This is a genomic window from Streptomyces massasporeus, from assembly GCF_014648995.1.
Lineage (GTDB): Bacteria > Actinomycetota > Actinomycetes > Streptomycetales > Streptomycetaceae > Streptomyces > Streptomyces massasporeus.
This window is the reverse complement of sequence record NZ_BMSE01000001.1, coordinates 63,180-77,165: the sequence shown is the minus strand read 5'-3', so window position 1 is coordinate 77,165 and position 13,986 is coordinate 63,180. Positions and strand designations below refer to the sequence as shown.

The window sequence follows — 13,986 nt, the reverse complement described above, 5'->3', positions numbered from 1 at the left end:
CGTTCTCCCGTGCTGTCAGGGAGGATTCATGACCGAACGCCCGCCGCTGCCGCCCTTCACCCGCGAGAGTGCCGCGCAGAAGGTCCAGGCCGCCGAGGACGCCTGGAACACCCGTGACCCGCACAAGGTCGCCCTCGCCTACGCGCCGGACTCCGTCTGGCGCAACCGCGGCACCTTCGTCACCGGCCGCGCCGAGATCGCCGAGTTCCTGACCCGCAAGTGGGAGCGCGAGCGGGAGTACGCGCTGCGCAAGGACCTGTGGGCCTTCGACGGCAACCGCATCGCCGTCCGCTTCCAGTACGAGTGCCGGGACGCCGACGGGCAGTGGTGGCGCTCCTACGGCAACGAACTGTGGGAGTTCGACGAGCGCGGCCTGATGACCCGCCGCGAGGCGAGCATCAACGACGTGCGGATCGAGGAGAAGGAGCGCCGGATCCACGGCCCCCGGCCGGAGTCGGAACGCGGAGACATCTTCCCCCTCCGGTGAGTCCGGGGGAGTCGCTAGGGTTTCCCGGATGACCGAACAGGCCGCCCGCAAGAACTTCCTCTACGTCGTCGTCTGTGCCGCCGGGATCGCCGCGGACGTCAGCAAGCTGATCACCGCAGCGCAGGAACGGGACTGGGAGGTGGGCGTCATCGCGACACCCGTCGCGATGAACGGCTTCTTCGACACCGCCGCCGTCGAGGCACAGACCGGCCGCCCGATCCGTTCCGCCTGGCGCGCTCCCGGCGAGCCGCGTCCCTTTCCGGCACCGGACGCCGTGGTCGTCGCGCCCGCCACCTTCAACACCGTCAACAAGTGGGCGGCCGGCATCGCCGACACCCTGGCCCTGGGCACCCTGTGCGAGGTCGCGGGGCTCGGGGTGCCGATCGCCGTCCTGCCGTGCGTGGCCGGCGCGCTGGCCGCCCACCCCGCCTACCGGGACAGCGTCGGACGGCTGCGGGGGATGGGCGTGCGGTTCGGCGAGCCGTACACGGGAGAGCCGGGGGAGGACGGCGGCCGGCCGGAGTTCGGGTGGGAACGGGCCCTGGACCTGGTCGGGCGCGGCTGACAGCCGGACGCCGTCGGCAGCGGTCACGGCCGTGGTGACGACCCGTCAGGCGCCCCCGTCGGCCGCGACTTCGAGTGCGATCGAACACGTACGCTCCCCGTGGAAACCCTCCGAAGGCAGGAGCAGCATCGATGCAGTACGTGAAGCTCGGTTCGACGGGCCTGGACGTCTCGCGGATCTGTCTGGGGTGCATGACCTACGGTCTGCCCGACCGCGGCACGCACGAGTGGACGCTCGACGAGGAGGCCTCGCGGCCGCTGATCCGGCAGGCGGTCGAAGCGGGGATCACCTTCTTCGACACGGCGAACGTGTACTCCGACGGCACCAGCGAGGAGATCGTCGGCCGGGCTCTGCGCGACTTCGCCCGCCGCGACGAGATCGTCCTCGCGACGAAGGTGCACGGCCGGATGCGCCCCGGACCGAACGGCGGCGGACTGTCCCGCAAGGCGATCATGACCGAGCTCGACCAGAGCCTCACCCGCCTCGGCACCGACTATGTCGACCTCTACCAGATCCATCGTTTCGACCCGCAGACCCCGGTCGAGGAGACCATGGAGGCCCTGCACGACGTCGTCAAGGCGGGCAAGGTCCGCTACATCGGGGCGAGTTCGATGTACGCGTGGCAGTTCTCCAAGATGCAGTACACCGCGCGGCTGAACGGCTGGACCCGCTTCGTCTCCATGCAGAACCACTACAACCTGATCTACCGCGAGGAGGAGCGCGAGATGCTGCCCCTGTGCGCGGACCAGGGCGTGGGCGTCCTGCCTTGGAGCCCGCTCGCCCGCGGCAGGCTCACCCGGGACTGGGACACCACCACCGAGCGCAGCGCCACCGACAGCTTCGGCAGCACCCTGTACCAGGAAGGGGACCGCGCCATCGTCGAGGCGGTCACCCGCATCGCCGGGGAGCGGGGCGTCTCCCGCGCGCAGATCGCCCTCGCCTGGCTCCTCCACCAGCCCACGGTGACCGCCCCGATCGTCGGCGCGTCCAAGCCCGGGCACCTGGAGGACGCGGTGGCCGCCGTGGAGATCGAGCTGAGCGACAAGGAACGGGAGGAACTGCAGCGCCCGTACGGTCCCCACCCCGTCGCCGGGCACTGAGACAGGTCACTCGAAGCTCAGTGCGGGCCCTGCGGTTCGAACTCCGTTCCGCAGGGGCCCGCCCCCTCGCTCTCCGCCAGCTCCACCCTCGCCCCGCTCATCGCCAGCGTCCGGTAGAACCGCCCGATCCGCTCCGCCGACCGCCCCACGTAGTGCCCGATGAACGACCGGCGGAACCGCTCGGGCGCCCGGTTCGGCTGTGAGCCGTGCACCAGGCTCCCGTTGAAGAACAGGACGTCCCCCGGCGCCATGTCCACCGGCACCGGCGCCAGCCCCGGCGGCGGCGGAACGTACTCCCGGGCGAAGGACACGTCCGAGTCGGCCACCTCCGGGCAGAACACGTCCATGCGGTGCGTGCCCGGCACGACCTCCAATCCGCCGTTCTCCCGGTCGATCACGTCGCAGGCCACCCACGCGGCCACACACGTGCCCGGCTCCACCCGCAGGTAGAAGTTGTCCTGATGCAGCGCCTGCCCCCGGGCCCCCGGCGGCTTGAAGTAGAACATGCTCTGCGCGGCCAGCACCTCTTCCCCGAGGAGGGCCTCCAGGACCGCCCGCAGCCGGGCGTCCAGCAGGACCTCGCGTGCGAGGCCGTTGATCTCGTGCGGGTGCATCACCCGCGGCCAGACGTGCAGCGGGTCGGCGCCCGGCCCGTCCTCGGCGCGCGGCTCGAAGTGCCCGGGCACCGGACCGGCCGCCCGCAGCGCGGTGAACTCGCCGCACAGCCGATCGATCTCGTCGGACCCGAAGAGCCCGCGCACCACGGTGAAACCGTCCTCCTCGAACCCCTCCCGGTACCGCCGGAGCCCGGCGGGGTCCAGGATGGAAGCGCCGACGGCGCCGTTGCCCGTGACTGTCATGAACGCACTCCTCGGTCAGGTGTCCTCGGTCCAGAACGCTAGGCCACCCAGACGTGGAGGAGGATGCCCGTGCGTGCTGACGGATTGCCCGACGCTGCTGCTCACCCGGACAGCGGGGACGCCGGGGACGGCGAGAACACCGGGAGCTCGGGGAACACGGGAGCCACCGGGGACGGCGGGGATCCCGCCCCGCCCCCCGGGCTGGTGGTGCTCGGTCACTTCGACCAGCCGCCCGGCTACGGCGTCAACCGGCCGCACGGATCGGCGAGCTGGCTCTTCACCTGGACCACCGCGGGCCGGGGAGGGCTGTGGCAGGGCGGTGCGCGGACCACGGCCGGCGCGGGCGACCTGGTCGTGCTCGCCCCCGGCGTCCCGCACGGTTACGCCGTCGAGCCCGGCGCCCCGCACTGGCAGTTCTGGTGGGTGCACTGCCAGGCCCGCCCGTCCTGGGTCACGTGGCTGCGGCCGTACGGCACCGGCGACGGGATGTACGCGGTCATCTCCGCCCCGGCCGGGGTGCGGGGCCGCGTCGGGACGGCGTTCCGGCGGATGCACGCCGACGCCCGCTGGACCGGCACCGAGGCGCCGCCCGACGCGTCACCCCTGAACCCGCAGGTCGCCGTGGCGCACGGCAGCGCGGCCCGCGAGCTGGCCCTGTGCGCGCTGGAGGAGGTCGTCCTCCTCACCACCGCCGGTGCCCGGCCGACGGCGCCCCGGCCCGGCCTCGACGCACGGATCCGCCGTGCCCAGGAGCTGATCGACGCCGACCCGGGCGCCCCGCACACCGTCCGCTCGCTCGCCGGGGGCGTCGCGCTGTCACCGTCGCGCTTCGCCCATCTGTTCAGCCGTCAGCTGGGCCAGTCGCCCATGCGCGCCCTGCGCGAGGCGCGGCTGCGTCATGCGGCCCGGCTGCTGGAGAGCACCGACCTGCCCGTGGAGCGCGTCGCCGCGGCCTCGGGTTTCGTCAGCCCGTTCCACTTCAACCGCGCCTTTCGCGAGCGCTACGGGGAACCACCCGGGGCGTACCGCACGACGCACGACGATCCGTCCGGCTGAGCGGCGCTATTGGTTCTGCGGCCGGGCGGGAAAGACCGGCGCCCAGAACGGGGACGACGGTGTGAGCTGCTGTTCAGGCGGTGCGTCAATGGTTTCCGGGCCGGTGCCGGAGGGGGCCGAATGCGAGCGGCTAAAGGGGGGAGGCGTCATGGAAATGCCTTTCGCTCACTTGATTGACATTTTGTCAAAAGGCGCTGGCCGCACGCGCAATGCACGAAACCGCTGGTTCACTTGTTCCCTGTCGCTGAGCTGTGCAAAGGTGTGCCCTGTCGGCGTGTCCACAACACGCCGTTCTTTCGTATGCGCGAGGCCGCCGGGCCGGCATACCCCTTGGTACGGACTTTATTCCGTATGTCCTTGAGAGGAATGCAGCCTTGAAAGACGCAGGCCCGTCGAATTCCCCGGCCTCGGCCCGCAGGTTCGGCGCGACGGACGAGCAACTGAGCGCGGAGCTCAGGAAGTGGACCGGGGCGACGCCCGCACTTCACCCCGTCGGCGAACTGCTGGACCGGCACTGGGAGGCGGCCTTCGCCTACGCCCGGCTGTGCACCGACGGCCCGCGCTCCGCGGGAATGCTCACGACTGCGGCTTTCACCCGCCTCTTCGGCGAAACGCTCCGACAGAACGGCCCGACCTCCGCGTGGCGGCCCCACCTGCTCCTCACCGTGCGGCGCATCGCGGCCGAGTGGGCCGGCGACCACCGGTGCGACACGCTCCACCCGGACCTGCTCGCCGGGACCGGCGACGGGGACCGGCCCGCCTCCCGGCTGCTGCCCTCGCCGCGCCGACGCCTGCTGTCCGGGGCCTTCCAGCGGCTGCCCCAGTCCGCGCGCTGTCTGCTGTGGCACGTCGAGGTCGAGGCCGAACCGCTCACCTCGCCGGCCGGGTTGCTCGGGCTGGACGAGGAGGGCGCGCGGGTCGAACTGGGCCGGGCCCGGGACCGGCTGCGCGAGGAGGCCCTTCAGCTGCACCGTGAACTCGCCCCCGACGAGGAGTGCCGGCGCTATCTGCGCCTGCTCGACGTGACGTACCGACGCGGGGGTCTCGACCTCGACCCGGATCTACGCGCGCACATCGAGGGCTGCGGGCACTGCAGCGCCGCCGCCGACCAGCTCGACCAGTTCAATCACGACCTCGGTGTCGCCCTCTCGGAGGCGGTGCTGGGCTGGGGTGGGCGGGACTACGCGGAGCGCCGGGCGCACGAGGCGGCGGAGAGCGCCGGGGGCGGGCGGCATGCCGGGAAGCCCGAGAGACCCGGGACAGCGGCCGGTGCGGCCGCCGCCGTGATGCCGGCCGGTGCGGCGCGTGAACTGTTCCCGGACCCGGTCGCCCTGGCGCGCGAGGTCTTCCCCGACCCGGTCGATCTGACGTACGAGATCATTCCGGACCCGGTTCGCGCACCCCGCGAGACGCCCGGGCCGGCACGTGAGCGGCGTGCGGCTGCTCCGGAACCGGTTCGCCCACCCCGCGAGACATTCCCCGGGCCGACCGGCGAGGGGCGCGAGGCCTTCCCGGGCCCGGTCGGCAGGGCTCGTGAGGGCTTCCCGGCCGACCCGGTGCGTGCGGCACGTGAGGGCGTCTCGGATCCGGTGCGTGCGGCACGTGAGGGCGTCTCGGATCCGGTTCATGCGGCGCGTGAGGCGTTCCCCGGCCCGGTACGTGAGGGGCGTGAGGCCTTCCCGGACCCGGTCGCCCTCGCCGGCGCGGTCGGGGAGTCGTTCACCGATCCGGGCGGCCCGGCGGCCGTGCCGCCGCCACCTCCGAGGCCCGAGGGCGTGGCCCCGGCCGCGGCCACCGTGCCGGCTCCGGCCCGCGCGGACGTCTCCGTACCGCCTGCCCCCGCACCCCGGGCCCCTCGTGCCGAAGGCTCCCGGGCCGCCGCGCGAAGATCCGCCCAGAAGGCGGCCCGCCGTACCGCCCGGCGGCGCAACCTCACCGTGGGCGTGCTGACCGTCAGCGGTCTGGTCGTCCTGCCGCTGGTCCTGTGGTCCACCGGCAACTCCGGCGACGGCGCGCCGGCCGGTGCCGACCGGCCCACCGGGGAGGTCCCCGACTCCGACGCGGGCGAGGCGAGCCGCGACTCGTCCTGGGCCGGTGCGGGCGACGCCGAGAAGGGCGCCCTGCGCGGCCGGCTGCACAATGTCTCCTCGGGCCTGTGCGTGGGCATCGACGGCGAGAAGGCCGTGGAGGGCGGGGAGGCCGAGCTCACCACCTGCTCGGCTGACGCAGCCCAGCAGTGGACGTACGAGACCGACGGGCTGCTGCGCAACGGCGCCGCTCCGGACCTGTGCCTGGACTCGCAGCTCGGATACTCGGTGCGGCTGGCCCCCTGTACGGGCGCGTCCCGGCCCGACCCGAAGAACATCCGTTACGACTTCACCCTGCAGGGCGCCCTGGTGCCCCGCTCGGACCAGGACCTGGCCCTCACCCCGGCCGCGACCGACGGCTCGGGAGCCCTGGTTCTCAAGGCCCGGGCGGAAGACGAGGTCCAGCGCTGGGTGATCGACACCTCCAAGGCGGACCTCCGGATGGAGTCCGTCAACTGGAACGCCGCCGCTCCCGTCCCGCGCACCGCGCCCACACCGACCCCCACCCCGTCGAAGACGCCCGAGCCGACCCCGAGGCCGTCCGCGACGTCCCCGGCCCCGCAGCCGACCCCGAGCAGCCCGGCCGCCACCGAATCGCCCTGCCACCGCTATGGCTACTACTGCGACTCGGACGGTCCGTACGGCACCCCGGGCTACGGCTACCCCGGCTACGGCTACGGCGGAGGCGGCCACCGCTGACCGGGCCGGTTCAGGCCCCGACGACGGTCAGCGACAGCCACAGGGCCACCACGGCCGGCACCAGCGCCGCCGGTGTCGCGAGCAGCCCGAGCCGGGTGAACTCCCCGAGCTCGACCCGGTTCCCGTGCTGCTGCACGATCCGCCGCCACAGCAGGGTCGCCAGAGAGCCGGCGTAGGTCAGGTTGGGGCCGATGTTCACACCGAGCAGCACCGCCAGCACGGCGCCCGGACCGGACCCGGCGGTCAGGGGCAGCAGCACCAGCACCGCGGGCAGGTTGTTGATGAGGTTGGCCAGGACGGCGGCCACCACGGCCACACCCAGCAGCGTCAGCAGGCCCGATCCGCCGGGCAGCACGCGCCGCAGCGCGTCGGCGAGCCCGTGGTCGACGACCGCACGCACGACCACTCCCAGCGCGAGCACGAACGCCAGGAAGGCCGGGGCCGCGGACCGCACCACCGTCAGGGGGGTGGCCCGCCGCCGCACCAGGGCCCGCCCGGCCAGCACCAGCGCACCGGCCAGCGCGGCCCACGCCGGCGCGATCCCCACGGCGGAGGCCACCACGAACCCGGCGAGCGTGCAGCCGACGGTGACCAGGGCGAACAGCGGGAGCGGCTCGGGACGCGGCTCGGCCTCGGGGGAGGGGAGGGGCGCCGCGAGGTCCTCGTCGAAGAACCGCCGGAACACCAGGTACTCGGCGGCGATCGCGACCAGCCACGGCAGCGCCATCAGCGCGGCGAAGCGGGTGAAGCTCAGGCCGCTCGCCGTGAACGCCAGCAGGTTGGTCAGGTTGGAGACCGGCAGCAGCAGCGAGGCCGTGTTCGACAGATGGGCGCACGCGTACAGATGCGGCCGTGCCTGCACGCCCATGCGGGTCGCGGTGGCGAGCACCACCGGAGTGAGCAGGACGACGGTGGCGTCCAGGCTGAGCACGGCCGTGATGACGGACGCCAGCGCGAACACCGCGGTCAGCAGGCGCGTGGGCCGCCCGGCCGCCCAGCGGGCCATCCACGCCCCGCACGCGGTGAACAGCCCCTCGACGTCGCAGAAGTGGGCGAGCACCAGCACGGCCGCGAGGAAGCCGACGACGGGCCCCAGCCGCTGGATCTCCTCCCAGGCGTGATCCGGAGAGATGACTCCGAGGGCGACGGCGATCCCGGCGGCGGGCACCGCCAGCACGGCTTCCGGCAGGCCCTTCGGGCGGGCGACGGCCCAGACGAGCACGGCGGTCAGCAGCGTCACGGACAGGACTTCGGCGAGCAGGGTGTTCAGGGCGGGGTCCTCCGGGGCGCGATCAGGCGGTGCCCGCCCATGAAACCAGGCGTGGGTAAGAAACCCTCCAGGGCCCCGAAGCCCGGCCGGCGCCCGCCTGCCCGCGGCGCGTGCCGCCGGTGACTCAGATCTCGTCGTCGAGCAGGGCCAGCTCCGCCCAGATCGTCTTGCCCTCGCCGGTGTGCCTGCTGCCCCACCGCTGGGTGAGCTGGGCGACCAGGAGCAGCCCGCGGCCCCCCTCGTCCCAGGTCTTGGCCCTGCGCAGGTGCGGCGCCGTGTGGTTGGTGTCGGACACCTCGCAGATCAGGGTGGCCGCGTCATGGATCAGCCGCAGCCGGATGGGCGGGGCGCCGTAGCGGATGGCGTTGGTGACCAGCTCGCTCACGACCAGTTCGGCGGTGAACGTGGCCTCGGTCAGCCCCCAGCGTTCGAGCTGGTCGACGACCTGCTTGCGGATGGGCGCCACCAGTGCCGGGTCCGCGGGGATGTCCCAGGTGGCGACCTGGGCGGACGGCAGGCCGCGGGTGCGGGCCAGCAGCAGGGCCACGTCGTCGCTGGAGCCGCCCGGCGGGAGCAGTGTGTGCAGCACGCGGTCGCAGATCTCGTCCAGGGAGTCGGAGGGCGCCGACAGCGCCTCGCGGAGCATCCGGCCGCTCGCGTCGACGTCCCGCTCCCGGCTGACCAGCAGCCCGTCCGTGTGGAACGCCAGGACGCTGCCCTCCCGCAGCTCCACCTCGGCGGACTCGAACGGCAGCCCCCCGACGCCCAGCGGCGGCCCCGAAGGCAGGTCGAGCTGCCGCGCCGGGCCGTCCGGCGGCACCAGCAGGGGCAGCGGATGCCCGGCCCGGGCCAGGGTGCAGCGCCGGGAGACCGGGTCGTAGACCGCGTACAGACAGGTCGCGCCCACCTCGCCGGTGCCGTTGTCCCCGCCGGATTCCTCCGACAGCCGGACGACCAGGTCGTCGAGGTGGGTGAGCAGTTCGTCGGGGGCCAGGTCGATGTCGGCGAGGGTGCGGACGGCGGTGCGCAGCCGGCCCATGGTGGCCGAGGCCTGGATGCCGTGCCCGACGACGTCACCGACGATCATGGCGACCCGCATCCCGGACAGCGGGATCACGTCGAACCAGTCGCCGCCCACGCCGGAGCGGGTGGCCGGCAGATAGCGGGAGGCCGCCTCGACCGCCGCCGTGTGCGGCAGGGTGCGGGGCAGCAGACTGCGCTGCAGGGTGAGCGTCGTCTCGCGCTCGCGGGAGTAGCGGCGCGCGTTGTCGATGCAGACGGCGGCCCGGGCCGTGACCTCCTCGGCAAGCAGCACGTCGTCGACGGTGAACGCCTCGGGGCGCCGGAAGCGGGTGAAGACCGCCACCCCGAGGGTCGTGCCCCGGGCCTGGAGCGGAACAGACATCGTGGAGTGGATGCCGTACTCCTGGATCCGCTGGAAGCGCACCGGGTCCCAGGCCAGCCACCGCTCGAGGTCGCCGGAGGAGCCCGAGGCCACGACGGTGTGCCCCGCGACCAGCGAGGCGGACTGCGGGGAGTTCTCCGGGTAGACGTCCACCTGCCCGGGCTTGGCGACGGCCTCGGGACTGCCCTTGTTCACCGACTGGTGGGCGGACCGGCGCAGACTCAGCGGTGGGACCGGCGGTCCCGCGGACTCGCCGCCGTGCTCCTGCGGGTCGAGCAGGTCGACGCTGACGAAGTCGGCGAGCGCCGGGACGCACACGTCCGCCAGCTCCTGTGCGGTACGGGTGACGTCGAGGGTGGTGCCGATGCGCACGCTGGCCTCGTTGACCAGCTGCAACCGCTCGCGCGCGCGGTACTGGTCGGAGAAGTCGTGGGCGGTCACGCACACGCCCCGCACCCGGCCCGCCCCGTCGGTGAGCGGCGCCATCCGGGCCAGCCACGCGTGCGCGCCCCGGTCCTCGCCGGTCGCCTTCATGTACGTCTGCATGTCCTGCCGCCGGCCGGTGCTCAGCACCCGGCGCAGATTCTCCTCGAGCTCGGCGTTCGGCGGCCGGCTGCCGACGTCGGTGGGCCTGAGGCCCAGCATCCGCCCGGCGGGCAGTCCCAGCAGATCGGCCATGGCCTCGTTGACGCCGCGCAGCCGCAGCCGCTCGTCGAAGATCATCGTGGCGCAGGGCGACTGCGTCAGCGCCATGCGCACCAGCGGGTCGTCCGCGAGCGCGTGGTCGGCGGCCTCCGGCGGGGACACCGCCAGCCAGTCGACCGCCTCCGCCGCGTCCGGCGGTCGGCGGTGGGCGAGCACCCAGAGGGTGACGGGGTGGCCGTCGCGGTGGCGCAGGGTGACCGTGCCGCTCCAGCGGGAGTCGTCCGGCACGGCCGGCGGGTCCGCGCCGTCGGCCAGCAGGTCGGCGGCGGGGCGGCCCACGACCTCGGCGGCCGTGTGGCCCAGCAGACGGCGGGCGCCCTCGCTCCACTCGGTGAGCGTGCCGTCGACGGCGATGACGGCACGCGCGGCCACGCCATCGTCCAACGCCTCGTCCGGACTCATCGTCGCGACTCCATACGGACACTCACAGTGAACAGGGAAGTCAGTTGAGTTCCAGCGTAGTCCGTAGGCGCCCGGCGTGGACCGGTAACCCCGGTGCCGCCTTCCCGGCCGGGGGAACGGCATAAATGGGGTCGAAGTCGTCCATGAGGCAGAAGAACCCCTCCGCACCCTTGACGGCCGTGTGTGACACGTCGACAGAATCTGTTTGTTCGCGATCAGTTGTGAGTACTTCTGGGCCCTGATGAGGGAGAGTCGCCATGTCGGTCACGCGCAGATCGGTCCTGCTCGCCTCCGCCGCCGCACCCGCGGCCGGGACGCTGCTCGGCGCCCCGGAGGCGTGGGCCGCCGAGCAGGCGCCTGGGACGTCCGGTCGCCGGACCGTCGCACTGCGCGACGGCTGGCGCTTCGCGCTGGTGAACCCGGGTGGAATCACCGACCCGACCGGCGCCTACGCCGACGCCCACCTTCCCGGCTACGACGACTCCGGATGGCGCGAGACCACCGTCCCGCACGACTGGAGCATCGAGCAGACCCCCACCACCGAGCACGGCACCACCAGCGGCACCGGCTTCCTCCCCGGGGGCCTCGGCTGGTACCGCCTGGCCTTCACCCTGCCGCCCGCCCTCGCCGGCAAGCGCGTCTCGGTGGAGTTCGACGGCGTCTACATGGACGCCACCGTGTACTGCAACGGCAAGGAGGCCGGCCGTCACCCCTACGGCTACACCGGCTTCGCCCTCGACCTCACCGACCTGGTGCACACCGACGGCACCACCGAGAACGTGATCGCCGTCGAGGTCCGCAACCGGCTCCCCAGCAGCCGCTGGTACTCCGGCAGCGGCATCTACCGCGAAGCCCGACTGGTGATCACCGAGCCGGTGCACGTGGCCCGCTGGGGCACCCGCGTCACCACGCCCGAGATCTCCGCCGCGCGTGCCGTCGTACGGGTCGGCACCTCCGTCGTCAACGCCTCCGGCGCGGGCGCGGACGTCGAGGTCGTCTCCCGCATCGTCGACCGCAGGGGCCGGACGGTCGCCCGTACCTCCTCCACCGCGGCCGTCACCGCAGAGCACACCGAGACCCAGGAACTCACCGTCCGGCACCCGGAGTTGTGGGACTTCGAGACACCACACCGCTACACCCTGCACACCGAGCTGCGCGTCGACGGCCGCACCACCGACACCCACCGCACGGTCTTCGGCCTCCGCACCTTCCGCTTCGACCCGGACGAGGGCTTCTTCCTCAACGGCACCCGCCACAAGATCAAGGGCGTCGACCTCCACCACGACCTGGGCGCGCTCGGCGCCGCCGTCAGCATCGACGCCGTCCGCAGGCAGCTGGAGATGATGCGGTCCATGGGCGTCAACGCCCTGCGCACCTCCCACAACCCGCCCGCGCCCGAGGTGATCCAGGTCTGCGAGGAGCTCGGCGTCGTCATGCTGGTGGAGGCGTTCGACTGCTGGCGCACCGGCAAGAACCGGTACGACTACGGCCGCTTCTTCGACGAGTGGTGCGAGAAGGACGCCACCGAGATGGTGCTGGCGGCCCGCAACTCGCCCGCGGTGCTCAGCTGGTCCATCGGCAACGAGGTCCCCGACTCCACCTCCACCGCCGGCCTCGCCATGGCCGACCGGATCATCGGGGCGATCAGGGCCGCCGACGACACCCGCCCGCTGGTCATCGGCTCCGACAAGTACCGCCGCCTGCCCGCCAAGGGCTCCGCCGCCGACCTGATGCTCGCCAAGCTGGACGGCCTCGGCCTCAACTACAACACCGCCAAGTCGGTCGACCAGCTGCACGCGGCCTACCCGCACCTGTTCCTCTTCGAGTCGGAGTCCTCCTCGGAGACCTCCACCCGCGGCGCCTACCAGGAGCCCGAGCACCTCAACACCGGCGAGAACCACACCCCGGGCAGACGCGCGACCTCCTCCTACGACAACAACCTCGCCTCCTGGACCATGAGCGGCGAGTACGGCCACAAGAAGGACCGGGACCGGAAGTGGTTCGCCGGGCAGTTCCTCTGGTCCGGCATCGACTACATCGGCGAACCCACCCCGTACGACGTCTTCCCGGTCAAGGCGTCCTTCTTCGGCGCGGTCGACACGGCCGGCTTCCCGAAGGACATGTACCACCTCTTCCGGAGCCAGTGGACCAGCGAACCGATGGTCCACCTGCTGCCGATGACCTGGAACCACGACAAGGGCGACACGGTCGAGGTCTGGGCGTACGCGAACGTCGACACCGTCGAGCTGTACCTCAACGGCACGTCCCTGGGCGTACGGCGGTTCGACACCAAGAAGACCGCCGACGGCCGCACCTACCTGGAGACCACCGAGGCGACCGGCGACGACAAGACCTTCACCGACGGCCCCTACCCCGGCAGCTACACCAGCCCGAACGGCAGCGCCGGCAAGCTCCACCTGACCTGGAAGGTGCCCTTCGAACCCGGAGAGCTGAAGGCCGTCGCCCGGCGGGGCGGCAAGGTGGTCGCCACCGACGTGCTGCGCACCGCCGGAGCCCCCCACGCGATACGCCTGACCGCGGACCGCCCCTCCCTCGCCGCGGACGGCCGCTCCCTGGTCTTCGTGACCGCCGAGGTCGTCGACCGGCGCGGGGTGGTGGTGCCCGACGCGGAGCACCTGCTGTCCTTCGAGGTGGCGGGCGGCTCCCTCGCGGGGCTCGACAACGGCCGGCAGGAGAGCGCCGAGCGCTATCAGGCGAGCACCCGGACCGCCTTCCACGGCAAGGCCCTCGCCATCGTCCGGTCCGGCACGAAGGCGGGTGCGGTGAAGGTGACCGCCCGCGCCGAGGGGCTGCGCGCGGGCACGGCGACCGTACGGGCCACCCGCGCGCAGGATCGGGCCGAGACGGCCCCGGCCGCCTTCGGTCCGGAGCACCCGGCGCCCGTCGGCCACCCGCGCGCGGACGCGAGCTACTCCGGCCGTCCGGACACCCTGCCCGCCGCCATGCTCGACGGCGACCCGGCCACCGGCTGGTCCAACGGCTTCTTCAAGCAGGCCACGCCCCTGCTGCCGGACTTCGACGGGGCGCGGACCGAGGACTGGGTCTACGTCGACCACGGGCGCACCCGCGGCTACGACCGGGTGGAGGTCTCCTTCACCGTGGACGCCACGCACAGCCTGCCCGCGGCGATCGAGGTGGCGGTCTGGGACGGCCGCGCGTGGCGGATCGCGCGGGACACCGAGATCGGCTGGGCCACCGCCTCCGACGCCCCCACCGTGATCACCTTCAAGGCCCTGCGAGGCTCCCGGATCCGGCTCACCCTGACGAGCCGCCACCCCGGCGAGGCGCGTGGCGCGATACGCATCAGCCGACTGGACGCCCTCTAGGGC

The 13,986-nt window shown here is 73.0% G+C and carries 9 protein-coding genes; 6 read left to right on the top strand and 3 right to left on the bottom strand.

Going from position 1 to position 13,986, the window contains the following annotated elements; translation table 11 throughout:
• The first annotated feature begins 28 nt into the window (after positions 1-28).
• The 3 genes from IE153_RS00325 (at position 29) to IE153_RS00315 (ending at position 2,152) form a co-directional block, all read left to right on the top strand.
• Complete coding sequence (locus tag IE153_RS00325) at positions 29-487, top strand: nuclear transport factor 2 family protein (RefSeq protein WP_189587521.1); 459 nt, start codon at positions 29-31, stop codon at positions 485-487.
• A 28-nt stretch (positions 488-515) separates the two neighbouring features.
• On the top strand, positions 516-1,052 hold the full coding sequence (locus IE153_RS00320; protein WP_189587520.1) for a flavoprotein: 537 nt from the start codon (positions 516-518) through the stop codon (positions 1,050-1,052).
• A gap of 131 nt (positions 1,053-1,183) precedes the next feature.
• Positions 1,184-2,152, top strand: coding sequence for an aldo/keto reductase (locus tag IE153_RS00315; RefSeq protein ID WP_189587519.1), 969 nt, complete (start codon positions 1,184-1,186; stop codon positions 2,150-2,152).
• A 17-nt stretch (positions 2,153-2,169) separates the two neighbouring features.
• Here the strand turns inward: IE153_RS00315 and IE153_RS00310 are convergent, their stop codons facing one another.
• Positions 2,170-3,012, bottom strand: a complete 843-nt coding sequence (locus tag IE153_RS00310) for a phytanoyl-CoA dioxygenase family protein (RefSeq protein WP_189587518.1) — start codon at positions 3,010-3,012, stop codon at positions 2,170-2,172.
• A gap of 69 nt (positions 3,013-3,081) precedes the next feature.
• On the opposite strand from IE153_RS00310, the gene IE153_RS00305 reads away from it, so the two are divergent.
• Together IE153_RS00305 and IE153_RS00300 are read left to right on the top strand one after the other, a co-directional pair.
• Positions 3,082-4,068: a helix-turn-helix domain-containing protein gene (locus tag IE153_RS00305; protein ID WP_438817886.1), complete on the top strand. Its 987-nt coding sequence runs from the start codon at positions 3,082-3,084 to the stop codon at positions 4,066-4,068.
• Positions 4,069-4,442: 374 nt separating this feature from the next.
• The gene (locus IE153_RS00300) at positions 4,443-6,854 is read left to right on the top strand and encodes an RICIN domain-containing protein (RefSeq protein ID WP_229828573.1); all 2,412 of its coding nucleotides are present in this window, start codon (positions 4,443-4,445) and stop codon (positions 6,852-6,854) included.
• Positions 6,855-6,864: 10 nt separating this feature from the next.
• On the opposite strand, the gene IE153_RS00295 is transcribed toward IE153_RS00300, so the two are convergent.
• Both IE153_RS00295 and IE153_RS00290 read right to left on the bottom strand, forming a co-directional pair.
• Positions 6,865-8,094, bottom strand: coding sequence for an SLC13 family permease (locus IE153_RS00295; RefSeq protein ID WP_229828570.1), 1,230 nt, complete (start codon positions 8,092-8,094; stop codon positions 6,865-6,867).
• 154 nt (positions 8,095-8,248) lie between these two features.
• Positions 8,249-10,636 (bottom strand): SpoIIE family protein phosphatase, encoded by a 2,388-nt coding sequence (locus IE153_RS00290; RefSeq protein ID WP_189587516.1) that lies wholly within the window; start codon positions 10,634-10,636, stop codon positions 8,249-8,251.
• A gap of 257 nt (positions 10,637-10,893) precedes the next feature.
• Between IE153_RS00290 and IE153_RS00285 the strand changes: the two genes are divergently transcribed.
• Positions 10,894-13,983, top strand: coding sequence for a glycoside hydrolase family 2 TIM barrel-domain containing protein (locus IE153_RS00285; RefSeq protein WP_189587515.1), 3,090 nt, complete (start codon positions 10,894-10,896; stop codon positions 13,981-13,983).
• Positions 13,984-13,986: the final 3 nt, after the last annotated feature.

Coding starts and splice junctions, on each gene's coding strand:
- IE153_RS00310 (WP_189587518.1), bottom strand. CDS start 3,012: ATGACAGTCACGGGCAACGGCGCCGTCGGCGCTTCCATCCTGGACCCC.
- IE153_RS00320 (WP_189587520.1), top strand. CDS start 516: ATGACCGAACAGGCCGCCCGCAAGAACTTCCTCTACGTCGTCGTCTGT.
- IE153_RS00285 (WP_189587515.1), top strand. CDS start 10,894: ATGTCGGTCACGCGCAGATCGGTCCTGCTCGCCTCCGCCGCCGCACCC.
- IE153_RS00315 (WP_189587519.1), top strand. CDS start 1,184: ATGCAGTACGTGAAGCTCGGTTCGACGGGCCTGGACGTCTCGCGGATC.
- IE153_RS00290 (WP_189587516.1), bottom strand. CDS start 10,636: ATGAGTCCGGACGAGGCGTTGGACGATGGCGTGGCCGCGCGTGCCGTC.
- IE153_RS00325 (WP_189587521.1), top strand. CDS start 29: ATGACCGAACGCCCGCCGCTGCCGCCCTTCACCCGCGAGAGTGCCGCG.